This is a genomic window from Vibrio ziniensis, assembly GCF_011064285.1.
GTDB classification, from domain to species: Bacteria; Pseudomonadota; Gammaproteobacteria; order Enterobacterales; family Vibrionaceae; genus Vibrio; species Vibrio ziniensis.
The window spans coordinates 1,015,538-1,040,899 of record NZ_CP049332.1 but is presented as its reverse complement, the minus strand read 5'-3'; the positions used below and the strand labels follow the sequence as shown (position 1 = coordinate 1,040,899).

23 protein-coding genes and 4 tRNA genes are annotated in these 25,362 nt (G+C 41.0%); 7 read left to right on the top strand and 20 right to left on the bottom strand.

Translation table 11 applies throughout. The features are described 5' to 3' along the window. Positions 1–12: 12 nt before the first annotated feature. Positions 13–387, top strand: coding sequence for a hypothetical protein (locus tag G5S32_RS19595; RefSeq protein WP_165313827.1), 375 nt, complete (start codon positions 13–15; stop codon positions 385–387). 262 nt (positions 388–649) lie between these two features. Next, positions 650–910 (top strand): YgjV family protein, encoded by a 261-nt coding sequence (locus G5S32_RS19590; RefSeq protein ID WP_165313826.1) that lies wholly within the window; start codon positions 650–652, stop codon positions 908–910. Between the two features lie 305 nt (positions 911–1,215). Here the strand turns inward: G5S32_RS19590 and G5S32_RS19585 are convergent, their stop codons facing one another. From G5S32_RS19585 to G5S32_RS19530, 12 genes are all read right to left on the bottom strand, one after another. Next, positions 1,216–2,718 (bottom strand): DUF4832 domain-containing protein, encoded by a 1,503-nt coding sequence (locus tag G5S32_RS19585; RefSeq protein WP_165313825.1) that lies wholly within the window; start codon positions 2,716–2,718, stop codon positions 1,216–1,218. 19 nt (positions 2,719–2,737) lie between these two features. Beyond that, on the bottom strand, positions 2,738–3,142 hold the full coding sequence (locus tag G5S32_RS19580; RefSeq protein ID WP_165313824.1) for a hypothetical protein: 405 nt from the start codon (positions 3,140–3,142) through the stop codon (positions 2,738–2,740). An 18-nt stretch (positions 3,143–3,160) separates the two neighbouring features. Further along, positions 3,161–4,270: a glycosyltransferase family 4 protein gene (locus tag G5S32_RS19575; protein ID WP_165313823.1), complete on the bottom strand. Its 1,110-nt coding sequence runs from the start codon at positions 4,268–4,270 to the stop codon at positions 3,161–3,163. A gap of 1 nt (position 4,271) precedes the next feature. Beyond that, positions 4,272–5,483 (bottom strand): glycosyltransferase family 4 protein, encoded by a 1,212-nt coding sequence (locus tag G5S32_RS19570; RefSeq protein ID WP_165313822.1) that lies wholly within the window; start codon positions 5,481–5,483, stop codon positions 4,272–4,274. Next, positions 5,480–6,478, bottom strand: coding sequence for a glycosyltransferase family 2 protein (locus G5S32_RS19565; RefSeq protein WP_165313821.1), 999 nt, complete (start codon positions 6,476–6,478; stop codon positions 5,480–5,482). The genes G5S32_RS19570 and G5S32_RS19565 overlap by 4 nt, the downstream gene beginning before the upstream one ends. Continuing rightward, positions 6,471–7,862 (bottom strand): capsular biosynthesis protein, encoded by a 1,392-nt coding sequence (locus tag G5S32_RS19560; protein WP_165313820.1) that lies wholly within the window; start codon positions 7,860–7,862, stop codon positions 6,471–6,473. Before G5S32_RS19560 ends, G5S32_RS19565 begins: the two co-directional genes overlap by 8 nt. Beyond that, the gene (locus tag G5S32_RS19555; RefSeq protein ID WP_165313819.1) at positions 7,859–9,085 is read right to left on the bottom strand and encodes a lipopolysaccharide biosynthesis protein; all 1,227 of its coding nucleotides are present in this window, start codon (positions 9,083–9,085) and stop codon (positions 7,859–7,861) included. The genes G5S32_RS19560 and G5S32_RS19555 overlap by 4 nt, the downstream gene beginning before the upstream one ends. A 4-nt stretch (positions 9,086–9,089) precedes the next feature. Beyond that, positions 9,090–11,252 carry a GumC family protein gene (locus G5S32_RS19550; RefSeq protein WP_246201130.1) on the bottom strand — a complete coding sequence of 721 codons (2,163 nt, stop codon included), beginning with the start codon at positions 11,250–11,252 and terminating at the stop codon, positions 9,090–9,092. Positions 11,253–11,265: 13 nt separating this feature from the next. After that, positions 11,266–11,865, bottom strand: coding sequence for a polysaccharide biosynthesis/export family protein (locus G5S32_RS19545; protein WP_246201129.1), 600 nt, complete (start codon positions 11,863–11,865; stop codon positions 11,266–11,268). Continuing rightward, positions 11,866–13,161, bottom strand: coding sequence for an outer membrane beta-barrel protein (locus G5S32_RS19540; protein WP_165313817.1), 1,296 nt, complete (start codon positions 13,159–13,161; stop codon positions 11,866–11,868). Beyond that, the gene (locus G5S32_RS19535; RefSeq protein WP_165313816.1) at positions 13,145–14,560 is read right to left on the bottom strand and encodes an undecaprenyl-phosphate glucose phosphotransferase; all 1,416 of its coding nucleotides are present in this window, start codon (positions 14,558–14,560) and stop codon (positions 13,145–13,147) included. Before G5S32_RS19535 ends, G5S32_RS19540 begins: the two co-directional genes overlap by 17 nt. Positions 14,561–14,992: 432 nt before the next feature. After that, positions 14,993–16,078, bottom strand: a complete 1,086-nt coding sequence (locus tag G5S32_RS19530) for a ketoacyl-ACP synthase III (protein WP_165313815.1) — start codon at positions 16,076–16,078, stop codon at positions 14,993–14,995. Between the two features lie 197 nt (positions 16,079–16,275). Between G5S32_RS19530 and trxC the strand changes: the two genes are divergently transcribed. Both trxC and G5S32_RS19520 read left to right on the top strand, forming a co-directional pair. After that, a complete protein-coding gene (trxC, locus tag G5S32_RS19525) occupies positions 16,276–16,710 on the top strand; it encodes a thioredoxin TrxC (RefSeq protein WP_165313814.1) in 435 nt (144 codons plus the stop codon). 195 nt (positions 16,711–16,905) lie between these two features. Beyond that, a complete protein-coding gene (locus tag G5S32_RS19520; RefSeq protein WP_165313813.1) occupies positions 16,906–18,066 on the top strand; it encodes an MFS transporter in 1,161 nt (386 codons plus the stop codon). Positions 18,067–18,097: 31 nt separating this feature from the next. On the opposite strand, the gene G5S32_RS19515 is transcribed toward G5S32_RS19520, so the two are convergent. Next, positions 18,098–18,496 (bottom strand): nitrous oxide-stimulated promoter family protein, encoded by a 399-nt coding sequence (locus tag G5S32_RS19515; protein ID WP_165313812.1) that lies wholly within the window; start codon positions 18,494–18,496, stop codon positions 18,098–18,100. A 106-nt stretch (positions 18,497–18,602) separates the two neighbouring features. Here G5S32_RS19515 and G5S32_RS19510 point away from each other — a divergent pair, with 106 nt between their 5' ends. After that, on the top strand, positions 18,603–18,776 hold the full coding sequence (locus G5S32_RS19510) for a DUF2986 domain-containing protein (protein WP_165313811.1): 174 nt from the start codon (positions 18,603–18,605) through the stop codon (positions 18,774–18,776). On the opposite strand, the gene G5S32_RS19505 is transcribed toward G5S32_RS19510, so the two are convergent. From G5S32_RS19505 to G5S32_RS19485, 5 genes are all read right to left on the bottom strand, one after another. Further along, entirely contained in the window at positions 18,765–19,241 is a 477-nt protein-coding gene (locus tag G5S32_RS19505; protein WP_165314211.1) for a LabA-like NYN domain-containing protein, read from the bottom strand. The two genes, G5S32_RS19510 and G5S32_RS19505, sit on opposite strands and share 12 nt — an antisense overlap. A 214-nt stretch (positions 19,242–19,455) precedes the next feature. Then, positions 19,456–19,529, bottom strand: a tRNA-Cys gene (locus G5S32_RS19500). A gap of 16 nt (positions 19,530–19,545) precedes the next feature. Next, positions 19,546–19,632: transfer RNA gene (locus tag G5S32_RS19495), tRNA-Leu, on the bottom strand. Positions 19,633–20,195: 563 nt separating this feature from the next. Further along, a tRNA-Cys gene (locus G5S32_RS19490) sits at positions 20,196–20,269 on the bottom strand. Between the two features lie 16 nt (positions 20,270–20,285). After that, positions 20,286–20,372: transfer RNA gene (locus G5S32_RS19485), tRNA-Leu, on the bottom strand. A 425-nt stretch (positions 20,373–20,797) separates the two neighbouring features. Between G5S32_RS19485 and G5S32_RS19480 the strand changes: the two genes are divergently transcribed. Then, positions 20,798–21,784 (top strand): LLM class flavin-dependent oxidoreductase, encoded by a 987-nt coding sequence (locus G5S32_RS19480; protein WP_165313810.1) that lies wholly within the window; start codon positions 20,798–20,800, stop codon positions 21,782–21,784. Between the two features lie 104 nt (positions 21,785–21,888). Here G5S32_RS19480 and G5S32_RS19475 read toward each other — a convergent pair whose 3' ends face one another. Both G5S32_RS19475 and G5S32_RS19470 read right to left on the bottom strand, forming a co-directional pair. Beyond that, positions 21,889–23,157, bottom strand: a complete 1,269-nt coding sequence (locus G5S32_RS19475) for a DEAD/DEAH box helicase (RefSeq protein ID WP_165313809.1) — start codon at positions 23,155–23,157, stop codon at positions 21,889–21,891. A gap of 104 nt (positions 23,158–23,261) precedes the next feature. Beyond that, the gene (locus G5S32_RS19470; protein WP_165313808.1) at positions 23,262–23,843 is read right to left on the bottom strand and encodes an acyl carrier protein phosphodiesterase; all 582 of its coding nucleotides are present in this window, start codon (positions 23,841–23,843) and stop codon (positions 23,262–23,264) included. A gap of 280 nt (positions 23,844–24,123) precedes the next feature. Here G5S32_RS19470 and G5S32_RS19465 point away from each other — a divergent pair, with 280 nt between their 5' ends. Further along, positions 24,124–25,326 (top strand): aromatic amino acid transport family protein, encoded by a 1,203-nt coding sequence (locus G5S32_RS19465; RefSeq protein ID WP_165313807.1) that lies wholly within the window; start codon positions 24,124–24,126, stop codon positions 25,324–25,326. Positions 25,327–25,362 lie beyond the last annotated feature (36 nt).

Here is a 25,362-nt window from a genome sequence, read left to right as displayed (position 1 = left end):
ATAAACAATACAATGAAAATGATGAATTCTGAAAACGAGAAAAAACGCGGCATCGCCCTAAGTGTGTTTTTGATACTGATGATGGTTTCTAACCCTATTACCGCGTTCAGCTACTTTACATCCGTCGACCTGATGCTTGAAATGATTCCAAACGCCTCAAAAACCATCATCTATTTTCTAGGTTGGTTATCGGTATTAAACACCATACTATCCTTTGGAGTATGGCACTGGAATAAACAATCTATAAACGGGCTATACGCTATTGTCGTCGTTATTTTTATCATTAATATCTATCTTGGTTTTGGTGTGCTGGGTGCAGCGCCTGGTCTTATGGGAGCGCTTATATTGTATCTTCTTACTCGAAAGAAAATCGACATGTTTGACTAACCATGGTTTTTAACTATTAGAATATTTGTTTCCCCAAGTACGCTATCTCCATTAACGTAGTTTTTTATTTCGTAAAACGTTTGCGTAATCGCTAACCTTCTATTTCCTAAATATGGAGGCTTTCATCACACTTTGACTCTTGCTATATTAGCACCCGTTAATCAACTTAGACCATTCGAGGCACGGAGCTCCCTCATTTATCTCAAGACGAGAAGATTGGTACCGGAGATACCAAGTCCGGCAAATAAAGAGGGTCTATATTATGGATATGCAAACAATTGAAATCATGGGTTACGCAGCGTCAATCATGGTTGCTATTTCTCTAACAATGAAAGACATCGTAAAGCTTCGTATTCTGAACTTTATCGGTTGTACGCTATTCTCAGCTTACGGTCTAATGATCGATGCTCTGCCAGTAGTAGCTACAAACACTTTCATTGCTGTTGTTAACGTATACTTCCTAGCAAAGATGTATCAAGAGAAAAAAGCGGCTGAAACAGATGCGGTTCAAAACCCGGCGTAATTCATGCTGTAATCTGATTAAAAAGAAAAGCCCAAGTGTTTATATCACTTGGGCTTTTTCATATCTGATACCATTCTGGATAATTTCATGATCAGTGAATAGGCGTCGATAAGCAAACCCTCCGAGCCATGGATGACTCGACGGAGCTTCAGGGACGAATGAATGCGCGTTTGCGTTTGACGCCTATTCGCTGTTCTACCGATGCTTAGTCTGATCCTATTTTTACCTAGGATGGTATGAGACCATCCTAGGTAAAAATAGGATCGGATTAAACCTCAAACGCAACATTCATTACGTTGTAACGCTTACAATATAGTTAGATCTGAAAAGCGATACCAACCAGATCCTTGCTTACCAACATTAGCAAAGTTTAAGCGAGCATCTCCATGACTGTCGACCAAGGCTAACTCTAAATAATAATGCCCTGCCGCTAACGTGCTAGGTAATGTCAAACTGCTATGTGTCTCGTACTCACCTGGTAGCCATGTTCGTACGTCATAATCGGATGTCCCAAAGAAAGCTGTATTACCGTTTTCGTCCAGCAATCGATACGCCAAGTAACGATCCTGATATGGTGGTGCAACACCCTCGTTCACAAACACTGCATTAACGTTAAGAATACCTCCAGCACTTAATTCCACTTGATGATTGAGCTTTTCTAAGCGAATTCGATACCCTATTTTGGTTAGAGCATCATCAAGCAAATCACGGTACTGAGTTGGAATGGGCTTTGATTTCAGATTTAGTGTCGATGCGTGATGTTCAATTGCCCAATCCAAACTCGCTTTTACTTCATCGTAAGTATATTCTTGGATTTCTTTCCAATCTTGCATCGTTCCGCAAGTTTCAAGGCTGATGGGCCCACGGTGCCAACTGGTTTCGAAGTTAGTATCTTCGTATTTCGCTTGAACAATGCGGTACGGATAATCATCCCTCATATGGCTCCAAGACGTTGAAAAATGGTGCCAATCGCCCCAACAGTCTGCTCGCCAGCCAGCCCCTTTTTCAGTGGCATAAGCTAGGCTATTACCGCCACTAATGAGCATGACTTTAGGTGTTTTAGGAAACGCTTCGAAGTGCAGATCCACCCATTTATTTAACTCATCGTCACTGTATTTCTGGTGTAGAGGTTCTAAACCAGAGAAGTTGCTGTTGTGCCATTCCCCCCATGAACCCACCATACCAATATCAATATGGCTTAAGTTGGAGTTACCGTCATAACGATTGCCAAACGCCTTAAGTAGTTTTTCTCCATAGTAGAGATACAAGCTGTCATTGATATTTGGCACGAAGGTTTTGTGGTCATCCGTCCAAAAGCCACTGATGCCTTTGTCTATCAGCCATTGCGGAACTTTACTTCCTGTTTCGGGTTCATCTGCCGTCATAAAACGTATCGCCACCATTTTAGGTGGTGTTTCATGGCGATTTTCACTGAGTATTTTATCCAGCATGTCGAAGGCATATTTACCTTCTTCTGGTTCAATCTCATTCCAGTAAAATCGGTAGTAGTCGATGCCCGCATCAGGGTATTCATCACTGCTAAGAGTAGAACCCCAGTTATCATGGAAAGTTTCCACCCCCATACCTGGATTAGCTACAGGTCCAGTAAGCGCAGTTGGATACACAGTAGTAAAAACCTGATTATTCAAATCCACCAGTTCGTTTTCACCACTATCAGTTTCAGATTCAGTTTCTTGATTGTGTTTGTTGTTTGACGGATTGTTCGCAGGCTTTTTAGCTAAACCAGAACTAAGAGGCAACATTGTCAGAATTGCCAATACAACAGCTTTATAAGGCCGTATTTTCATAAAATACCTCGGGGTTAATTTATATAAATAATCCTTTAAACCAATCCCATATTCCGAATGAAAATCCCTTAAAAATATCAATGCCTAGCGCCGACTTAATTAAGTACAAAGCTAGCACTGCCAATAGGAAGATTGATACCACTCCGACAAGTACCAACAGCGTTATAATGAAATGAACAAGTTTTGAACGTTCACGAACTTGTTTTCGATGATCTCTTCCACATAGGAAAACAAAATAAAAACGTTTACCAAACCAAGGTACGGTTTCTCTTATATCAATAGAGTGCCTTGCGACCAACCCCATTGATTTTACGGCATCTTCGATCCCTCGTTTTTGTTCATCGCTTAAACTCTCCGTGATATCACTATCAAGAGTATGATAGAACTGCTTAATGACCCTGTCTGACCAATTCTTAGACGACACTGATTTCTTACCCGCCAGTTACTTTGAACCCACCGCTTTTTTATACACTTCAAGAGTTTGAGCAGCGATCTTCTTCCAATCATACTTTTCTAAGTAAGTGGAATAATCCATCTCTGTTTGATCAGGAAGACTTGCCAGTTTATTGGCTAGCGCATTTACATCACCGACCGCAAAATAGCTTTGCTGCTCTAGTCCTACTTCGGTGTTTGCTGGTATATCACTCACGATAGCAGGGAGCGAGAACGACATCGCTTCCAAAAGAGCTATTGGTAATCCTTCATGATAAGAAGGCATAACAAACAATCTTGCTTGCGAGAAAAGAACCTTCAGCTCATCTCCTTTGACAAAGCCGGTCAGTTTGACTCCTTTTGTCATACGAGCTTTAGCCTTTAATTCCGAGCTATAAACCGTTTCGTGGTCGGTGTCACCTACTAGCACCAATGGTATTTTAAGTCCTGACTTAGCGTATGCATCAATAAGATCATGAAAGCCTTTTTCTTCGACAAATCGTCCAACGGCCACAATGTAATTTTTAGCTGTGAGCTCATGATTGACCAAATACTTATCTATTAAACTGGCTTCTAGGGGCTGAGCTTCAAGCACACCATTGTAAATTAAGTTAGCATCATAACGCTGGTACTTATCTTTAATAATATTATTGATCACTTCGGATATAACAATCACTTCACTCGCCCACTTTGAAGCGAACCTTTCACCTAATTGCAGAATTTTCTTAGCAAAGCCCCCCCATTTCTGACGGTCATAGTCAGGGCCATGATGAGTAAAAACAACTTTCTTGCCCATTAGACGCAGCAAAGGCACAACTAAACCCGGTCCAATTGCATGAACATGTACGACATCCGAACCATCAGTGAAAGTTGAAAATGCTGCTAATGTTGAATGAAGAATAGCTTCGAGTGACTTTTTCTTGGGGGCCCAAATCGCCTTGGTTTTCACGCCCTGATATTCAGACCTTTGATAGGGAACATAAGGCGAGCGAGCAATGACACAAATGTCTGCACCTGATTGTTTAACGATCTCAGGATACAAATGCTGGCAGTGTGTTTCCACCCCACCAAGCACATCAGGAATTCCACGAGTACCCAACACAGTGATTTTCATTGTCATCTTAATTCCCACTCAATAATTCTTGGTACAAGTTCATCAACGTGTTTTCATGGCGAGCCAATGAATATTTGTTTTCTAATCGCTGGCGAGCACGATGCCCCAATTCCGCTACCTGCTCTGGGTGCCCGGCAAAGTTATCCATCACCTGCGCTAAAGAATCGGGGTTGCCAGATTCAAATAAATGCCCTTCGACACCTTCTCTAACTTGTTCAGGAATACCACCTATGTTGGCACCAATAATCGGTTTTCCATAAGCCATAGCTTCAATAACCGACATTGAACAGTTCTCATAGCATTCAGAAGGCACAACTACCGCGCTACACTCTTTTATTAACTTGTGTAACGCATCCCCACTTTGAAAACCTAGAAAATCAATGTTGTCATAATGGTAAGTTAATTCATTATAAAGAGGCCCATCTCCTACAACTTTCAAAGGCAAGCGCTGCTCAGATCGTTGATACGCTTCCGCTAAGGTTGCAACGCCTTTTTCTACACTTAAACGCCCCAAGTAAAGAAAGTATCTGCCGTCTTTCACACCATTTCTGTCAACATGCTCATCAATACCATTAACAACAACATCTATACGATTGTGAGGTAACTTTTGACGTATGATGTTCGCCAGAAACTCACTCGGAGAAACAATGACATCTACCGCTTGGTAATTTTTTGCTAGAGACTGATAGGTCGCTTCCAAAGACAATAACGCACTCTTAAACAGTGAACCTTCCTGACAACGGTTTTTAAACGCATTCCAAACGGAACCTTGTAGACATGCTTCACAAGTATGCCCATCACGGTACATGGTGTAACTTGGGCAAGCGATCTTAGTATCATGTACTGTCAATACTGTCTTACAGCCGAGTGATTTAGCCACCTTAATAATCGATGGAGTAAGCTGATGATAGATATTATGAAAGTGAACAATTTCAGGGCGTTCTTTGGTAATCAAACTCTTCAGCTTTTCACAGGCTTCGCTATTGTGTATAAAATTAATTGCTGTCTTTAAGCTACCCAAAGGACCTGTTTTGCCGCCATGATAATCAACGTTAGAAACGAAAAAGTCACTGTACGCTGAAGCCATGTTTTTCTCATGCTGCATAGAGAAATCAACAATAGTTGCTCCAGCGCGTTTTAGCATGTCGCGTTCTTGAAAAAATACCGTTTCAGCGCCACCTTTCATAAAGAAGAATTTATTTACTAGCAGTATTTTCATTTTTCTTCTCCTTTAATGAGTTGGTTATCCGGAGCCAGATTTGGATCTTTCAAACGACAACTCAACCCACGAACAAGCCCAGCAGAAAACACACTTAAATTGATCACACTTTGCAACGCGTCTCTTAACGAACGGTTTTTTATGGCTTTTAGCAAGAAAAAAGCGACCAGTGGTAGCAAAGCAATTGCGATAATCTGGGGGTGAAACGTCAAAATGGACACCGCCAACACAATTAAATAAATAGTGAAAACTGCTTCGTTTTTAACCACATTAAGTGCATCTTTAAAATGCGGTTTTCCCCACGAACTTTTTAATAATTCGCCAGAGGCAAACAAATAGCCACTTCGCCATCGATATTTCATTAGTTCGATCGAAGACATGTCATAAGAAGTATGAGAAAAGTATGGTATTGCTAACCTATGCAGTTTATATCCAGCATGTTTTAAACGCATTCCTAGTTCAGCCTCTTCATAAGCATGAAGATTGCGATTGGTTAAATAGCCAATCTTCTCGATGGCAGAACGTCGATAAAGACCTCCACCACCAAGATGAGAAGTGTCACCAACCGGATATATTTTGTGTATGCGTTGCTTACGAGATTTAAATTCGTAGCTTTGAGCGTCATCCATTTCAACCATACCTGCAACGCCAGCATAATCGAGGTGTGCATCCAGATAAGCAATACCCTGCTCGATGAAACCTGGAGCCAGTTCCATATCGCCATCCATGAGAAGAAGAAACTCACCTTGCGCATAAAGATAGCCCAATTGGTGTCCGACACCGCAACAACGTTCGTCACCGTGTACGAGAGTGGCAACCTTAGCTCCATGCTGTATAGCAATAGATTGAGTATCGTCTGATGACAGACTGTCGGCGACAATAATCTCATGCGAGTAATTGGTTAAGTTTTCACGAATACTCGTTATAGTTTTCGCAATCCCAGCCTGTTCATTATACGTTTTGATAATGACACTAATTTTAATTTCTTCACCCATAGGAAGGCTCACTTATTGTTAACACTGACTTCCGGATAACCAATGCTGCACCTATTGAGAAATAAAACAAAAACTGCAGCATAGGTACTATCATTAGTGTTTGACTGTATGGAAGACTCAAAAGACCGGCCATACCGAACGCAATAAACGCAGGCTGGAAAGAAAGCAGACGCACATCTTCTGTGCTGATCCTGTCTCTTGGGATCATAGGCTTAGGCATTACGATGCGTAGTGCATATCCTATTACACCGAAAAACAACAAAGTACCTATCAGCCCCATCTCCCAAAGCAACATGCTTAAAGATGTTGAATCCAAGAACACATTAAAAATAATGTTCAGAAAACCAGGGGCTACAGTACTACCTCGGTTTGTTGCATTCAGCCCGTAGCCAAATAGTTGGCTAGGCAATCCCCATAAATCGCTGTGCTCTCCCCAAAAGAATATTGTCGTCATCCTGCCTAGCTCACCCGTTTCTTCCATGATGTAATTAGGGTCGAACACGTATGAAAGAGAGTCGATAAATATATCCAGAGCACCTTTATCAGAACTTCCCGCAAATGCAGACGCATAAGACGCAGCCAGTATCATAATGGCAAGGGAAATAAGCCCGAACAGACCACCGATGATCATCAGTGCAGTTTTAAGATCTAGTCGCTTCATACCAGCAAGATAGCTTGGCGAAAACCAGACGAATGCGAGCAAAAACGGAGATATCAAAATAACAAATTTCACTTCACCGAGTATGCACAGAAAAAACGCAGCAACGATATGAACGCCTGTATTAAGTTTCGACGCAAGACCATGTTTATATTCAGAAAGTTTAAGTAGCATGATCAACAAACAAAAAAGCCCCATCGCGGCCGTGTTGCCGCCTTTCATCGGGTCACCACCAAATGTGCCAACGACCGCATCCCATTTTTCATATTCGCCACGAAAAGCGACACGTTTAGGTACAACAATCAGAATCTGATACAAGATGACTGGGAACTGAACATAGAAAACCCAGTACAGAGCTTTAGTAATTCTGTAGATCTGTGATTCGCGAACAAAGCCAAGCAACAAGCAGAACATTATCAGAGATATCGCGAGCTCGTTTTTCATTCCAACGATCATCACTTTAATACCGCTTTGCAATACAGTGGAAACTATCGCTATAGCAAACAAGCTGATAAACAAAACCAATAACACGCGCTCTTTACTATCAAGGTAAAAAGCGCTATAGCGGGTTTGCATCAATAGAAACAGAACCATTAAACAAGTCATCAAAAATGGGAACCAAAGCACAGCACCTATTCCTGTGAAATACTGAACCATCCCACAGAAAATCAATGTTGTTAATGTGACGACCTGAAGATACAGCCCACTATTTAAACTGAGGTTCACATCGCCTCCATTCCATCTCGCATGGAGCGCGCTCTTTGATTCACTTTTAGGTAAATGAATCCATAACGAACCGCCGAAAGCACAGCATAAATCATCACTGAATACGCATAGTCATTGTAGAAATACGGCAAGATAACGAATGCAGCGATAACAACTGCTAATTGCTCAAATTGAATGCGTAAAAAATACTTGGGAGAACCAAACACCAACTCAATAACGGTCAGAGGGCAAATGGCAAGAGCAGGAAACAAATAGGGTAGCATATAACGCGATGTCGGAATCGATTCTACCCACTCATGAGTAATCCAGTTTTGAGCAGCAGCAAATTCCATTACTAGAGGATAAAAAATAAATACACCAGCAGTAGCGATAAGACCAAGTATGAAAAGGAGTTTACGTACCTTATTAAACTCAGGGTAATTAAAACGCTGATGCCTAAAATCGAGTGACCATTTAGAGAAAATCGAATTTCTAACGGCATTGCCAACGATAACAACTGGCGAGAGACAAAACCGACTAACAATCGCAAAGTAACCCGCTGTAACCGCAGAAAACCAGTAATTAATTAATACCGTGGGCAAATTGCTGTTTGCCATAGCCAAAACTTCAGCACTACCAATACTTATGATGTGCTGCTTATTGTTCTTGTAGAATTCCCGATTTAAAGACCACGACCATTGCTTCCAAGCCATACAACGAAATGGGATTGAATATAGCAACCATAAAAATACAATAACAATCAGTGCAATCGCCCAACTCCAATAAAGTAACTCAGGCGTTGGTGTAACAAGCACACACACTAGAACCAATCCGGAGGCTAATAGACGCTGAAACGCCAACAGTTTCATTTTTTCATCGCGTAATAGAAGATTCTCGGAGATTAAAATCCAAGCGTGAGCCAATGTAAGCAGGTAGTAAAGTATAAACGGTTTATGAAATAACCAGACAATGACACCAGTGAAAGGTAAAGCCAGAATGACCGTTTGGATAATACAAAAAACAATATTCTGAGCTAAGTGTTCATCTTTCTGTTTAGGGATCAAAAGCTGCGATGCAAACGTACATATCTGTGCCCCAATAAGTACAATACTGTACACCATGGCATATATACCAACTTCATCCATGCCATAGCGATTGGAGACAAACCAAATAGATGAAGCACCAATCACTTGAGTTAGCATTGATGAACTGGCAATCGTTGAAATACTTTTGATTAGACCCATGGAGTTACTCCTCAGCTAATAGTGCTGAAAAACTACCTTGAGCAATAAACTGCTTACTCTCTTCACTTTGCAAATTATCTGCTTGAACTCGGTTCAATACAGCCCCAATGGTCGTAATATTCGGTTGATTTAATTTCTGAAGGTCTTGACGAATCACAGGAACAGAACGTAGTGCAGCTTGCATTACGACAACGACGCCATCGAGAGTCTTAGCTATCAACTGAGTGTCTTTATTGTCAGTCAAACTTGGCAAGTTCACGACGATACGTTCGTAGATATCCGGCAGCTCCTGCATCATATGTATAAACTGCTCACTTGAGAAATAGATCAACGGGGACTGTTCCAACATTCCTCGAGGAAGAAAATCAAGTTTGTCATTCACCGCAATCATCAACTGTTTATTGTCTTCATCAGCACCTTCAGCATCCCACTGAACCGCTCCGTTTGCTTCAGTTGCTCTACTGTTAGCAACGTCGGTTTGCGGCATAAACTCAGGCATTAGCGATAAACCCGACGCACTGCGAAAATCCAGATCTAACAATAGTGTTCGATGGTTACAACTCAAGCTGTCTGCCAATAGCTGAGATACTAAGGTCGAACCTTCATTTTCAGTACTTGCTACAACACCAAGCACATACGCAGTCGGAGAAGATAATTGAATTGCGGTTTTTATCCCATGAAACGATTCCATTGCATATTGATTACTTCGAATCAAATTAACTAACTCGTTTCGATCTTCCGCCAGATCCATTTCAGGTATATCAGCTAACGGTCGCAGACCTAATTTTTTAAGGACATGGGTCAGATTATAAATTTTCTGATCCATAGCGGCACGAATAATTACATACAAAGTCGATAACGCGAATGACATTATAAATACCATTACTAACAACAAAACTTTATTAGGTTTTGCGGGCGTTCTCGCTACCGAAGCAGGGTCATATAGTATGGCGTCAGGTTCACGGTATGTAGAAGAAAGCTCTTGTTCTTTATTGCGTAAGAACATCTCTTTATAAAGCTCTTCTGTTTTTTGCAAATCGGTCTGCATACTTTCGTAAGTATCGCGTTTTGCTACCATCGATTTGAAACCATTTTTCTGTTCATTGAGCAGAGCTTTATAGCGATTTTCTTTCGCTAACTGAGCTTGATACTCTTTATACAAACCTAATTTCAGCTCTACTAACAATCTTCGAAATTGAAGTTCAATCGCTTTAATTTGCGCTTCCGCTTCGAGAATTTTATTGTGTTTAGGCCCGTATCGATTTTGCAGATCAAACAGAGTACGCTTCGCCTGAATCATAGCAATACGTAAGTCTTGTAATTGTGGATGGCTTGATATTTCAGGAATAGAAGCCAGATCTTCTAGCGGTGCATCTAAATTCTGCACCACCAATTCGTATTGAGACTGTGCGAGCATTCTACGCTCTGTGGCATTCGCTAAACGCTCTGTCATAATGCTTAGCTGTTGGGTTTCAAAGCCGTCGATGCCTTTAAACGTAATTAAGTCTTCTTTATTAAGAAACTGTTCCATTTCTTTTTTCTTATTCGCGACTTGTTTACGCAGATCTTCCATCTGCTCTTCGTTCCATTGCTGAGCCGCTTTGACCTTTTCTATTTTATTATCAACAGTATAATCAATGAACGCTTGAGCAATACCGTCGGCAATACGAGCAGCTTCTTCTGCGTCGTCTGCTTCAAATGAAACGTGAACAAGCTGGGTTAAACGAACTTCTGAAATAGAGAGGTTTTTACGAATATTCTTAAGCGTTGTTTTCATTCGATCGACCGCTGTTAATGGCAACTCTCTTAGGTTGTCATTAACAGTCACGCCACCGTTATAACGAGGATCATCATCCAGCTTAAGGTCTTTAATCGCTTTTTCTAATACAACCCGAGATTCCATCAGGTTAACTTGAGTAATGTAGTAAGGTGAACGTGTTGAGTCATAGCCATCAACATTTTCGATAGGTGTAGCATTATCTTCCTGTGCTTTCAAAAGTACAGTCGAAGTAGAGACATATTTAGACGTCATTTTTGAAATTAGCGGAAAGCAAGCGCCCGTCACTACCACAGTGAAAAGCAGTATTTTCCACCAGTTTTTCTTTAATGCTTTTAAGAATGGTGCAAAATCGATGCTATTTTCCATCTTTTGACCACTTTCAATCATACCAACTGCCATATTAGAAAAAACTCTGCTCTACAATTACGGTATCGCCGGGCTGAACAGGATGGGTCAGCTCAACATCCTCGATAACTTCATTTGTGGTACCTGAACGTATACTGATATCACCTCGGTCAGCACGGTCGGTAAAACCACCTGCAATCGCAATGGCTTGTTCCACGGTTAGTCTCGGCTGAAATTCGTAACCATTGGGAGAGGTCACTTCACCAAAAATATAAAACAGACGAAATGCTTCCATGTTAATAGTCACAGAAGGATTTAACAGGTAGTCACCTCTTAATCGCTCTTCAATCTCTGTCTCTATCGCGCTTGGTGGGCGCCCTGCTATCACAACTTCGCCAATATAAGGAAAGTTCACAACGCCAGATTTACTCACCTTAAATTTCATCGACATATCAGGCTCACCGTAAACGATGATTTCAATTCTATCGCCTGTTCCTAATAGATAATCGTCCAAATTTTCATGGACTTGGGAATCAGCTTGCTGTGGATCTGTCTGTTGTTCACTTGTTGCATTTGTACCATTCTTAGCCACTTCACCAGCCATTAGTGGTACTGACATAACAAAAGCGAAAAGAAATACCAACCATGTACGCATCTATATTTGCACCTTTAACTGCAACTCGACATACGATTGGTCATAACCTAATCGTCGAATAATCGAGTACTGATCAAACTCACCGATGTTAAGTACATCTATATCTTCGTTTGAGCTAAACTCCTTCCATTGATAGTTCATTTCAAAACGAATTGACGGTCTGAAATCGTATCCAATCGCGAATTTCGCTGTTTGGGTTTTATCGTATCGATTGTTGTCCTTCATACGATAATCTTCCGTCTCATATTCATAACTAAGCGTGGTAGAAAATCGATCTACCCACCAATAATGTTGCCAAGAAATGCTGTATATCCCATCGAGGATATAGCCACCTTCTTGCCTTGGATCCTTTACTCGTTGGGATGAGTGTAGTGTCCAAATATCATGTCTATATGGCTTCCATTCCATCGAAGCATTCCAGTTGACACCCAAAAAGCTTTCTGAACTGGAGTTTTCTGGAAACGCTTTATACAAAGCGGCGATATCCGCTTCTATCGTTGTTTTACCACTTCTGACGCTCTTAACACCAAACAGAAGGTAGTATTCGTTACTGTTTTTTTTCTGATTGGACTCATAGTGCCGTCGATTCGTAATTAAGCTGTATCGAAATCGACTGTCATCACTGTATTGATCAAATAACTCAATAAGCCCTGTTGTCTCTTGCCACTCTTGTTCTAGTACATATTGATAAAAATCAGCATCTGCGGATTCAATATGATTTTTGTCTTCATAGTTAAAAGACTTTGTCTGTAACATTACGTCCAGCTTTCCACGCCCTTTAGGGGCACCATAACTATAGCGAAGGCTAGTGTTAAACTGAGAAAACTTTAAACCCGAATTACCAAAACCATATTGCTCCATCTGAGACGCATCAAAACCTTCGGTTAACCCAAGCCCTCTTTTCTCTACACCATAGCCCTGCTGAATATTCCATTTGAGCCCGTGCTTTAAACCATATCGCCAATAACCATCGAACATCATAAAATGGCTATCAGAATCGTCTTCATGTGAGTCTTCATAGCGGTTATAGCTTCCCTTATACATTAAGAGATACTGATCTTCGCCTCTTTGACCGATAGCTTTTAATTCAGGCGAAACCGTCCAGTAATTCGATTCTATTTTGTCTTTATCATCAATTTGATAAGTAACGTTGTCATCAACACCATATGTAGCGCCAACACTACTCTGGAAATCGATTCCGCCGATACCGATATGAGACTTTGGTTTCAAATCTGCCTGAGCAGAAACATGAACCAGCAAAGTCCCAAAAAACAGTAACCTAATAGGCAGTTTCACTCACAAAACCTTTGAAGATTGTTAAAAAGATAATTTTAAAATCAAGCCATAAGGTCCAGCTCTGCATGTACTGGATATCGAACTGAATTCTCTTTTCCATCTTGTCAACGGTTTCAGTCTCTCCTCGATAACCATTAATTTGTGCCCAACCTGTTATACCTGGTTTGATTTTGTGTCGAATCATGTAGTTATCGACTATCTTTCTGTACTCTTCATTGTGAGCCACCGCATGAGGCCTAGGTCCAACAATTGACATTGAGCCTTGAAGTACGTTGATGAATTGAGGTAGTTCATCCAATGATGTTCTGCGAATAAACGAACCGAATTTGGTTACACGTGGGTCATTTTTTGTTGCTTGTGTCACTACTTCACTATTTTCCATGACTTTCATGGAACGGAATTTCCACACTTTAATTTTTTTACCACCTAAGCCATAGCGATCCTGTTTAAATAGTACTGGACCGGGTGAGCTCATTTTCACACCTATAGCAACAGCCAAGAGAATTGGCGAGATCATCAGAGTTATAATGGAGCCAATAATAATGTCTTCCACACGTTTTATTGCCGCGCCAACACCATCAAACGGCGACCCAAATACGCTGAAAGTCTGTACCCCATTGACTGACTTCACCTTGGAAATACTGATATTGTACGTATACAGATCAGGAACAAGATAAGTGTCGACAGTACTGTCAGATAGCTGTTCTAAGTAGTAACGAATGCGGTCTTTGGCCACCATTGGTAAAGCAACATATACTTCATCAATCTCGCCTTTACGGGCTTTTTCTAACAAAGTATCAACCTTGCCTTTGTAGGGAATCTTGGTCAGATAACCAAAACGTTTCTCGCCTCGATCATCATAATAGGCAACATCAATATCATTCAGGTGGTGTTCACTAAGTAGTGAACGTGAAATGGCAATACCAGCAGGTGTCATACCAATAATTGCAATACGCTGTTTTTGGTTCATTTTTTGCCGGAATATTCGAACAGAGATGATAGGAATTACCCTAGTGGCAATTAATACACCACACGCAAACAAATACCATGAAGCAAAAACAGTGGGGTTTAAATTATTGATGGTGACACCATCGAGATGTTTGAAAAAATACTTCACAATTTCCATTACTATAATAGAAATCGCTAAAGTGGCTATTAGGCGAAATAACGAAGCTCTTATACGACGTAGAGTTCGATAGCTATACAGTTTGCAGTACTCGCCAACCAACAAAAATATTACAGAGAATATAAACGCCGCAAGAATATCAATGGCTGTCTCATGATCGCCTAGAGATTCGATGATACTCGTGAGCATAAGGTTAATAAGAAGGAAGTCGACCATTTTTAATAGTGTTGCGTAGCCATCATCCGCCAACTTCAATACTTTTCTTGGAGTCATAATCCCAGCCGCCTTAAACGTCACTAATTTATTGTTCTATATCTGACCTTGTGTCTGTGGTCTACTCATTGTTCTAAATGTAAATAATGTCTAATAAAACTATTTTTAATTTTAGAATAACAATAGTTAAACGCGATTAAATTACTGTTTTAATTGCACCTGTTTCCGGAATGAGACAACGACGGACTATCAACGGATAGTCAGACAAATGCTAAGTAACTAGAAAACCTATTGCATATAAATATAGTCAGTTTTTACTGAACATTCAAACATTTGCATAGATTATCCATATTTAAGTCCTACATTGCCACACCGACACCAGTAGGACTTTTCTCATATTTAATACAACTTAGCGATAATTTATTTGTGACTCATTTCTGTGACATTAAAAAGGGAGCTCGTTGAGCTCCCTTTGATAGATAGGTCATAATGTTACGCGTTGTGATTTTTACAGTGCTCTATTGCATCATGCAGAAGTTCTAAAGCAGTTTTATCACATGCAGGTAAAGATGCACCGCAAGAGTTTAAAGGTGTAACACGCTGTCCCCATTTAATATGGCCAGCACCCCAAGTTAAACCTGCACCAAATGCAGCGACAAGAATATTGTCGTTAGGATTCACTTTACCTTGTTCTAAAGCTTCACATAGCGCAATCGGAACGGTAGCCGCAGAGGTGTTGCCATAGTTTTGAATGTTTACAAATGCTTTATCTTGGTTGATACCAGAAACATCGCATAACGTTTGAATAATGCGAATATTGGCTTGATGTGGGATCACAACATCAACGTCTTCGTTTGATAATCCACTTCTATAAAGTACCTGTTGAGAAGCAGCCCCCATACCTCGAACTGCTCGTTTAAAGATATCTTTACCAATAAAATTGAAGTCCCAGTGACCGTTGTCAGCCGCGAAACGATCCATCGCAGTACCGAATTTAGGAACAGCTAAGATGTCACGACCTTCGGCATCACAACCAATTTGTGCGTCTTGTAAGCCTAACTTCTCTTCTGTACGACTTAGTATTGCAGCTCCAGCTCCATCACCAAACAAAACTGCGGTATCACGCTTTGTCCAATCGAGATAGAAGGTAAGACGTTCTGCACCAATAACAAGGGCATGTTTGTAATTACCCGCTTGGATCAAACGAGTCGCTGTTTCTAAACCATAGAGAAACCCCGTACATGCAGCATTCATATCAAATGCAGCGGCACCTTTGTTGCCAAGATTTAATTGCACCTTAGAAGCAATGTTTGGAATTAAAGTATCTGGCGAACAGGTAGCGACAATAATTAAATCAAGATCATTCGCTTCAAGACCGGCACAAGCCAAAGCTTTCTGAGCGGCAACGGTGGCTAAATCAGAAGTGTTAACGTGACTAATACGGCGGTTTTCAATACCTGTACGAGTGCGAATCCACTCGTCATTAGTGTCTAAAAATGTACTTAGGTCTTCGTTTGATAGGATTGCTGGTGGTAAACATTTACCCCAACCTATAATTTCAGCGTAAAACTTGGTCATTCTCGTTCCGAATCTATAATCGTTATGGCAATGCCAGTAATGAGCTAACCAATAGCTAAGGTTAATTCATTGATGCCATTGTCTATTGTATTTGTATCAATTGCCCCAACATTAGGCGTAAGGGCGGATTATACGCTTATTTACCATATAGAGTTAAGTAAAGACCTGAAATACAAATCACGATTTGAGAGGAAATTATGTCAACCTTCAATACTCGCTGCCCATCCTGCCACGGATTAAACCGTGTTCCAAATGAAAGAGTTTCAGAAATTCCAAATTGCGGCAAGTGTCAAACACCATTACTTGACGGCGCTCCAATAGAGGGAACGGAAGCAAACTTCAACGCTATTTTGAAGAGCTCTCAACCTGTCGTGGTTGATTTTTGGGCACCTTGGTGTAACCCTTGTGTGGGTTTCGCACCAGTTTTTTCAGAGATTGCTAGTGAGAGAAGCGGAAAGGTTCGCTTTGTAAAAATAGACACCGAAAGTCAGCAAAATCTTGCGGCTAAATTCCAAATTCGGAGCATTCCTACCATTATGGTGTTCAAAAACGGTCAAAGAGTCGATGTTATTAATGGTGCACTGCCTAAGTCTCAGTTTAATCAATGGTTGAGCCAAGCCTTATCAAAATAAGAACTGTGAAATATATCTAGTTAAGTTGGCAGATTTGAGGATAATATGCCAACTTAACTAACACTTTTATAGATTAGAGACTTCATAAAAGTTGTTAATCGTAAAGGTCATAAAATTTAGTTTTACCTTTCCTATTTCAAGTCCCATATTCGCCCCAAATTCTCTCTATTTCCCCATAACTTTGAGGCGACGTCGTTGGACAACTTGTTGGTATCAACTTCTTCTCAGCGCATTTCTGTTCCAGTTATTGCGTTGACTTTCTATGCCGTAGCGTCAGGCTACTTAATGAGCCTGATACCTCTTATGTTGTCTCATTATCAGTTGGAAACGAGCTTAGCCAGTTGGTTAGCAAGTGTGTTTTATGCCGGTTTACTCATCGGTGCAATGTTTGTTGATCCTGTGGTAAATCGTTTGGGTCATAGGAATGCATTTATTGCATTTTTGATGGTTCTACTGATATCTATCGTAACTTTGCCATTATTTGCACATTCAACCGTTTGGCTTGTATCACGTTTTATTGCAGGTATTGCGGTAGCAGGAGTCTTTGTTGTCGTTGAATCTTGGTTACTACATGGTGATGAAGCTGGTAGAGCGAAGCGCCTTGGCATCTATATGGCCGCTTTATATGGCGGCTCAGCCATTGGGCAATTAGGTATTAGTTACCTAGGAATAAATGGCGCAGTACCATTTTTAACCATATCAGCACTTTTGTTGCTTGCGTCTGTAGTTTTGATCTTTGGTAAATCAACTCAACCTCTTTCTCAACAAGCAACAAGCCTGTCATTACGTCAAATAACAAAACTGAACCATGCTGCAATTATGGGTTGTATTGTTTCAGGCTTAACTCTGGGTGCCATTTACGGTCTTATGCCCGTTGAATTGAACAACCGAGGTTTAGATCATTCAAATATGGGCGCTCTACTTGCGTTGGTTATTCTGGGTGGTATGGCGGTTCAACCTAGTGTTCCATGGCTTTCAAAATACTTGGGGCGAACCTTATTAATGGCATTGTTCTGCTTAGTCGGCTCAGCGGCCGCTATTTTGCCTTTCTTAAATGCGAGCCTCACTATATTAGCAATAAGCTTATTTGTATTAGGAATGGCAACGTTTGCTCTATATCCAATCGCAATCAATTTAGGCTGTGACAAACTTGATGCCAGTTACATCGTTTCTGCAACCCAAGTTATGTTGTTCAGCTATAGCGTGGGATCAGTATTGGGACCTGTGATTGCAGATTGGTTCTTTGAGAGCGGTCAAGGGTTACTGGGGTATTTGTTCGTGATTCAGATGGCGACCTGTCTTTACATGTTGTTATCCAGTATCAAAACAAAACGCCAATGGGTGGCTGGCGAATAGTCAACCCTGAATAAATTTATTATTTCTGCCTTTACTTTTCATATTTGGACGCTTTGAGTCGCTGATGACGATTAGAAGCGTCTTTTTCTATCTGTGGCGGAGGCTCTTTTCGTTCGTGTAGTAAATGACGAATGGCAAGAATAGGATGGACCAGCAGCATTCTTGGACCAGAATAGCGCATGACTAATCTCATGCTTTCTTTAGGTTCTGGCTTATAGCAGTGAATTGGGCATCGATTACAAGTTGGCTTATTCTGTCCGTAAGGGCATCTGTCTAGCCGTATTTCAGCATAGTGAAGAAGTGACTTGCACCCTTCGCACAAAGCTGTTTTGCTTGCGTGATGTTTACGACAATAAATTCGAACCATTGCGGATACTGTTTTGAATTCAGTTTGCAGTGAACCTAGCAAAAGCATTGTAGGTTTTGTCATTCTCACCCCTAATTATTACCTGCTAAGTTAATTTCTCTCTGACTATTGAGCTTATTAGTCAAAACCATTAAGCTCCCCTCCCTCATGTTCCTCAGATGTGAAAATCATGAATCGTAAAAAGAAAATCAATCAAATTTTACAAAAGAAGCTGAAGCAACAAAATGCGAAGCTACATAAAAGCAATAAGCCTCGCTACGTTTCAAAAGCTGAGCGTGCTAAGCTGGAGGCTGATGAAGCTCAACAAACCGCAGCTGAAGGTGAAACTCAATCACCAGAGTAATAGCTCATCATCAATAGCGACGTATTTGTCAGCAGCTTCCACCAAGCTATTGGCGGTTAGACCCGGTACTCCATAAACTTCAACTTGCTTGCCGAATCTTTGCTGAATGCGTTTGGCAAGTAAGTCAAAATCTCCATCCCCTGAAACCAAAACCACTACGTCAACTTGCTCGGCTAACTCTATAGCATCAAGAGTAATACCCACATCCCAGTCGCCCTTTGCGCTACCGTCACGGCGTTGAATAAATGGCTTTAACATTACTTCAAATCCAATACCACGCAATATATGGTGAAACTGACGCTGACCAACATCTTTGCTGGCGATAGCGTAAGCATTGGCTTTTACCACTGTACGTCCATTGGTCACCTTTTCCCAAAACTGGTTGTAATTGAAATTAAGTTGATATCGTTCTTTACAGGTGTAGTAGACATTCTGTACATCTACGAGAATGGCGATTTTTTCCATATTGCTGTGAATACCTTTGTAGACATGCTTTTTTGGTCTTTGTGTACGATTTAAACAAACAACCAAACTCATGTGCGACCATACCACAGCATGACGACGAAAAGTCATTCAATTCTCACAAAGACGAATATGTGACATCGTAACTAAGACATTTGGTGAAATGGGATTAAAATAAGTATGTGTGAGTAAAAGCTGAGAGCAAGCGCAGAGGAAATGGAGGCGCGTACCGGAATCGAACCGATGTACACGGATTTGCAATCCGGTGCATAACCACTCTGCTAACGCGCCTTTATAAGAAATTCGATGGTGCCCCGGGCCGGACTTGAACCGGCACGACTCGAAAGTCGAGGGATTTTAAATCCCTTGTGTCTACCAATTTCACCACCAGGGCAACGCATAATGCGATGGTGACACCATCTATTCACAGCTTTATCTTGTGAACGAGGCGTACTTTAGCGAAATTAGCTCTGAGGTCAACAAAAAACTTTCAACTTACTCACCGACTGCTGAATAAACCAACGTTAGCGTACAGATGAACACCAGTTTGTTTATTTATCCTACAGTGCAAATTCATATAATCTCGATGCCTTCAGGATCTCCGACATACATGCAATGACGTTGTGGCAAGCGTTATCTATATGTCTTAACGTTTTCACTATATCGCTGACACTATCAAGTTGTCGTTTTTGTGATATGAATATTTTTGTGAAACAAAAACTTATTTGTCGATTTAGGAGAATCCGTTTCCTACAAAAAATACATTCCATCATACATAGCTGAGTCAACTAAAGAATTGCCATTAAATTGTGCATAGTTTTAAAAATTGTCGAGATAAATCGCAGCTTAGATGTGTATAGGGAAAGAGAAAATTAGCTAAATATACAGTCGGTACTGATGCTTATTCTCTTAAAAGTAGTTATTTATAAAAGATAGGAAAAATAAACAAAAAGGAAATGGAGGCGCGTACCGGAATCGAACCGATGTACACGGATTTGCAATCCGGTGCATAACCACTCTGCTAACGCGCCTTTATAAGAAATTCGATGGTGCCCCGGGCCGGACTTGAACCGGCACGACTCGAAAGTCGAGGGATTTTAAATCCCTTGTGTCTACCAATTTCACCACCAGGGCAACGCATAATGCGATGGTGACACCATCTGCCCACAGCTTCATGTGCGAACGAGGATTACTTTAACCCATTCTTATTAAGGGTCAATAACAAAATCTTTATTTTTCAATCGAATGACTAATAAACGCTCCGATGCGCTCATAACATAAACAACACGAACAATTGACGATCAATGCGCTCGGTATTGTATGGTCAAAATACATTCAATAAATCAGTGTGGTTCATATGGTAACTAAAAACATAAACGTAATTAGCCAGTAGAATAAGCGTATAACCAAAGTCGTTAGTCGTTAAACTCGGATTTATCTGACTCATTAAATGCCAGCTGAACTTCATTATTTGAGTATTTCCTTCGAAAACTCATGGTTTTTATTAACAACGGAAAGATGCATAGTGGCAGCATGATTATCGATAGACAAAGTACATCATGTTCCTACCTAAGTTTTCAGTGTTGGATTTGGCACCTGTCTCAGAAGGTGCAGATTTTCATACAACCTTTAAGAATACAGTTTCACTTGCCCAGCACGCCGAAAAACTGGGTTATGAAAGATTCTGGATGGCTGAACATCATAACATGCCGGATATCGCTAGTGCTGCAACGTCTGTACTATTAAGCCATGTAGGCGCTCATACTCAGTCAATCCGCTTGGGGTCTGGTGGAATAATGCTCCCCAATCACGCGCCTTTGGTCATCGCAGAGCAATTTGGTACTTTAGAAGCCCTTTATCCTAATCGCATCGATTTGGGACTGGGGCGAGCTCCAGGGACAGACCATTCGACAATGCACGCACTTCGAAGAGAGCCAGAACGAATGGAACCAGATTTTGATGAGTTACTGGAAGAACTGCAGTTTTTTATGGGGCCTATCTCGACTCATCAACCCGTGAAGGCTTATCCGGGCAACAACTCACAAATACCAATTTGGTTATTGGGATCCAGTACCTACAGCGCACGCCTGGCAGGAATCAAAGGTCTGCCTTTTGCTTTCGCAGCACATTTTGCACCAGATTCGATGTCACGCGCTTTGGAAATTTACCGAGACAATTTCACACCGTCAGATCAATTCGATAAACCGTATGTAATGATCGGTGTAAACATAATAGTGGCCGAAACTAATGATGAAGCTAAGTACCTTGGTACAACGGAAAAGCAGAAGTTTCTTTCAATGATTAGAGGCTCAAGGAGCAAACTTGCTCCTCCAGTTCAAAGCATGGATCCTATTTGGTTACCACATGAAAAACATCATATTGAGACCCAATTACGCGAGTCGATTCACGGCAGTCCAGAAACCGTGAAAGAGAGAATTATGAGTTTAGTTGCTCGAACTCAGGCTGATGAAATTATGATAAATGCAATGATATTCGATCATCAAAGCAAACTTCGTTCTTATGAACTGCTTGCTAACATTCGTTAACGTGACAAACGTAACTCGTTATATATAAAAATTTAACTATAGCGTCTAAACATGACTAAGGGCTGCAAGATGCAGCCCTTTCAAATCGGAAACCCTACGTAAACCTATTTCTTCTTGCCACGACTAGCATGAATTTTTAGTTTTGCTTTCATCTTTCTTTTTTCAGCAGATCGGCTATTTCGGTTTACTGGTCGACTATCATCAAACACGGGTTCAATCGTTGGCTCGAACCCTTGTAGCCACTCTTGAGGCAGTCGTTGATCCAATAAGCGTTCAATAGCATGCAATAAAGACTCTTCATCTTGGCTCATCAATGAAACAGCTAAGCCTTCTTTACCAGCTCTGCCTGTGCGTCCAATTCTATGTACGTAATCTTCAGCTTTAAAGGGCATATCGTAGTTAACAACTTGTTCCAGTTGTTCGATATCCAAACCACGTGCAGCCACGTCAGTCGCAATAAGCGCTCTCACTTTCCCCGCTTTAAAATCATCAAGCGCTTTTTGTCTCGCTCCTTGGCTCTTATCCCCGTTAATTGAGGCAGCTTTGATACCATCCAATTTGAGCTCTGCTGCGAGGGCATCACTGCCCTGCTTAGTTTTGGTAAACACCAACACTTGTTGCCAGTTTCTAGAACCAATCAAATACGCTAACAGCTCTCTTTTGCGCTTTTTGTTGACGGGGTAAATCATCTGTCTAACTGTCGCCGCTGTTGAATTGCTAGGTGATACCTGCACTTCAACTGGATCGAGCATCATTTTATAGGCGATCTCTTTGATTTTTTTATCAAAGGTGGCAGAGAAAAACAATGTCTGGCGAGCACGATTGAGTTTTCGGAGTACTCTTTGAATATCGGGCATAAACCCCATATCTAGCATGCGATCGGCTTCATCGAGAACCAGAACTTCTACGGTACCTAAATAAAGTGTTTTGACATGAGCATGGTCTAAAAGTCGCCCCGGTGTAGCAATTAAAATGTCTGCACCACCTCGCAGATTGTCCACCTGCACTTTCATACTTGTGCCTCCATAAGCCGTGACAATTTTGAGATTTTGACCTTTGGCATATTCGGTCAAATTATCAAACACTTGCTGCGCTAACTCGCGAGTTGGCACCAAAACCAATGAACGTATATCTTTGCCTTTTCGTTCTAAATCACTTGGATTTTCGATAAAGCGTTGTATTAGTGGCAAACCAAACGCAGCTGTTTTACCCGTACCGGTTTGAGCGCCAGCCAATACGTCTCGCCCATCCAACACTTGTGGAATGGCATGCGTTTGAATAGCTGTAGGTACTTCAATACCAATGGCGGACAACGTTGTGACTAAGGCAGGTTGAATACCTAATTGTTGAAAATTAGCGATCTGTTCAGACATTGGATACCATTTAAATTCAGCGAAAAAGATTCAGTCCCTAATAGCCAATTGTGAGCAATTATACCTTACCACATGATGGCTTTTAGTTTGGGCGGCGGATTGTATCAAAAGCGAATGGTTTTTGCTTTCTCTAATACTTGTGGATATAGAGCAAAGAAAAGTGTTTCAAGATCCTGATAAGAGTCCGCAAGACTCTCGTGACACTCTGCCAAAGGCTTCAGCCTTTCTCTTCTCGTAGACATTCTCTGCAAAGCAAAACGAATGTTTTCAAAATCGGTGTAAGATTCTAACCATCTACCCTGCCACATTCTATTGCTTACCTTAATATATTGTTCAGGTAACAAAGAAGAGTGATCGCCTCTTACTCTCTCTTCTGCACTAATAACAAACTCACGTAAAGACAGTAAATGAAAATGTTGCCAGTTTTTTGCTAAACAATGATCCCAGAACATGTCCAATGCTATTGGTGAAAAACGACGAGTCGATTTGGGGAACAAGGTTTTAGCTTCTAGCATTAACTCATGACTATCTGTGTAAGCATCCACCCATCGATGAAGTCGAATGCCCTGCACAATTTCATGCGAATACTGTTCACTCGGATCACCTTTGACAAAATCGCCGAGCAGGTTACCGAGTAAGTTGCTGTCAGATTCTTCAGCTATATGTAAATGAGCGAGATAATTCATTCCAAAATACTTAGACTATTCCTTTCTTTGTTTGCTTGATTATATGTGCATACATAATGAGCTGTTCAATTTAAGTTCCAAAATTATAAGCCCTCACATTAACTTAAGTCATATTCGTACACTTTTATTTACATGAGTGGAATTTAATATGTACAAAATAATTGACGCTCACAGTTAAGTTCTACAGAATATCGCAAAACTAGCGAATAAAACCATATTAATTGATTATTATTCGAACAAAATCTCAAACAACACAACTAGAGTAAAAATAAGTTTACAGATGATGAAATCAAAGCTTTTAGGCAGTACTTTGATTATTGCGGGCACCACTATCGGTGCAGGTATGCTTGCTCTGCCACTTGCATCCGCAGGAATTGGATTTTCGACTTCTTTAGTTATTATGCTTGGTCTTTGGGCATTGATGTCTTTTACCGCTTTGCTGATGGTAGAAATTCATCAATACGCTGATAAAGATGCGACATTGCATACCCTTGCAAAGCAAATTTTAGGGGATAAAGGCAAGTGGGTGGCGACATTTTCCATGCTGTTTTTGTTTTACGCTTTGTGTGCAGCTTACATCGCAGGAGGTGGTGCTCAATTCACTCATCGTATTGCAAGTTTTACTGGCACTGAGATCAACAGCCAAATTGGTACTTTGATTTTCACTTTAATCGTAGCAGCGATTGTCACTATCGGTACAGCCACTGTAGACAAAGTAAACCGTCTTCTATTTGCCGGTAAAATTGTTGCCATGGTTGTTGTCCTTACATTTCTTGCACCAAACGTTACTCAATCGTATTTACTGAGTATGCCTGTAGGTCAAGGTCTTGTTGTAGCTTCAATCCCTGTGATTTTTACCTCATTTGGATTCCACGGCAGCATTCCCGCGATTGTAAACTACTTGGACGGTCACACACCTTCTCTACGCAAAGCTATTATCGTCGGCTCTGCAATTCCATTGATTGTGTATATTTTCTGGCAAGTTGTAACGCTTGGTGTGGTAAGTCAGCCAGATCTTATCGACAACTCAGGTCTTAGCGCATTAATCGCAACACTTTCTCAAACAGTACATCAATCAAATCTTGGTAACGTGATCGGTATTTTCGCTGACCTTGCATTGCTCACTTCATTCTTAGGTGTAAGTTTAGGTTTGTTTGAATTCATGGGTGACACTATTAGTAAGAAGAATGGCGGAATAAACAGAGTCGCAGCATCGCTTGTAACCTTCACACCACCTTTGATCTTTGCTTTGTACTACCCTCAAGGTTTTATCATGGCACTGGGTTACGCAGCTATCGCGTTGGCAGTTTTAGCAATTTTCCTCCCTTTGGTTATGGTTGTACGTGTGCGTCAAACGGCTACAGACGAGCATTATCAAGTTGGAGGTGGCAACGTCGCTCTTATCGCAACGGGTGCGGTGGGTATTGTGATTATCGGTTCACAGTTATTAATTACAGCAGGTGTACTTCCATCATTGGGATAATTTAAGCTGGTTGAAAAGTAAAAGGGCAAATACCAA

What these genes read in the sequence shown, in the direction of transcription:
- G5S32_RS19595 (WP_165313827.1), top strand. Translation starts at nt 13, where the DNA reads ATGAAAATGATGAATTCTGAAAACGAGAAAAAACGCGGCATCGCCCTA.
- G5S32_RS19590 (WP_165313826.1), top strand. Translation starts at nt 650, where the DNA reads ATGGATATGCAAACAATTGAAATCATGGGTTACGCAGCGTCAATCATG.
- G5S32_RS19585 (WP_165313825.1), bottom strand. Translation starts at nt 2,718, where the DNA reads ATGAAAATACGGCCTTATAAAGCTGTTGTATTGGCAATTCTGACAATG.
- G5S32_RS19575 (WP_165313823.1), bottom strand. Translation starts at nt 4,270, where the DNA reads ATGACAATGAAAATCACTGTGTTGGGTACTCGTGGAATTCCTGATGTG.
- G5S32_RS19570 (WP_165313822.1), bottom strand. Translation starts at nt 5,483, where the DNA reads ATGAAAATACTGCTAGTAAATAAATTCTTCTTTATGAAAGGTGGCGCT.
- G5S32_RS19565 (WP_165313821.1), bottom strand. Translation starts at nt 6,478, where the DNA reads ATGGGTGAAGAAATTAAAATTAGTGTCATTATCAAAACGTATAATGAA.
- G5S32_RS19555 (WP_165313819.1), bottom strand. Translation starts at nt 9,085, where the DNA reads ATGGGTCTAATCAAAAGTATTTCAACGATTGCCAGTTCATCAATGCTA.
- G5S32_RS19550 (WP_246201130.1), bottom strand. Translation starts at nt 11,252, where the DNA reads ATGATTGAAAGTGGTCAAAAGATGGAAAATAGCATCGATTTTGCACCA.
- G5S32_RS19545 (WP_246201129.1), bottom strand. Translation starts at nt 11,865, where the DNA reads ATGCGTACATGGTTGGTATTTCTTTTCGCTTTTGTTATGTCAGTACCA.
- G5S32_RS19535 (WP_165313816.1), bottom strand. Translation starts at nt 14,560, where the DNA reads ATGACTCCAAGAAAAGTATTGAAGTTGGCGGATGATGGCTACGCAACA.
- G5S32_RS19530 (WP_165313815.1), bottom strand. Translation starts at nt 16,078, where the DNA reads ATGACCAAGTTTTACGCTGAAATTATAGGTTGGGGTAAATGTTTACCA.
- trxC (WP_165313814.1), top strand. Translation starts at nt 16,276, where the DNA reads ATGTCAACCTTCAATACTCGCTGCCCATCCTGCCACGGATTAAACCGT.
- G5S32_RS19515 (WP_165313812.1), bottom strand. Translation starts at nt 18,496, where the DNA reads ATGACAAAACCTACAATGCTTTTGCTAGGTTCACTGCAAACTGAATTC.
- G5S32_RS19510 (WP_165313811.1), top strand. Translation starts at nt 18,603, where the DNA reads ATGAATCGTAAAAAGAAAATCAATCAAATTTTACAAAAGAAGCTGAAG.
- G5S32_RS19505 (WP_165314211.1), bottom strand. Translation starts at nt 19,241, where the DNA reads ATGGAAAAAATCGCCATTCTCGTAGATGTACAGAATGTCTACTACACC.
- G5S32_RS19480 (WP_165313810.1), top strand. Translation starts at nt 20,798, where the DNA reads ATGTTCCTACCTAAGTTTTCAGTGTTGGATTTGGCACCTGTCTCAGAA.
- G5S32_RS19475 (WP_165313809.1), bottom strand. Translation starts at nt 23,157, where the DNA reads ATGTCTGAACAGATCGCTAATTTTCAACAATTAGGTATTCAACCTGCC.
- G5S32_RS19470 (WP_165313808.1), bottom strand. Translation starts at nt 23,843, where the DNA reads ATGAATTATCTCGCTCATTTACATATAGCTGAAGAATCTGACAGCAAC.
- G5S32_RS19465 (WP_165313807.1), top strand. Translation starts at nt 24,124, where the DNA reads ATGATGAAATCAAAGCTTTTAGGCAGTACTTTGATTATTGCGGGCACC.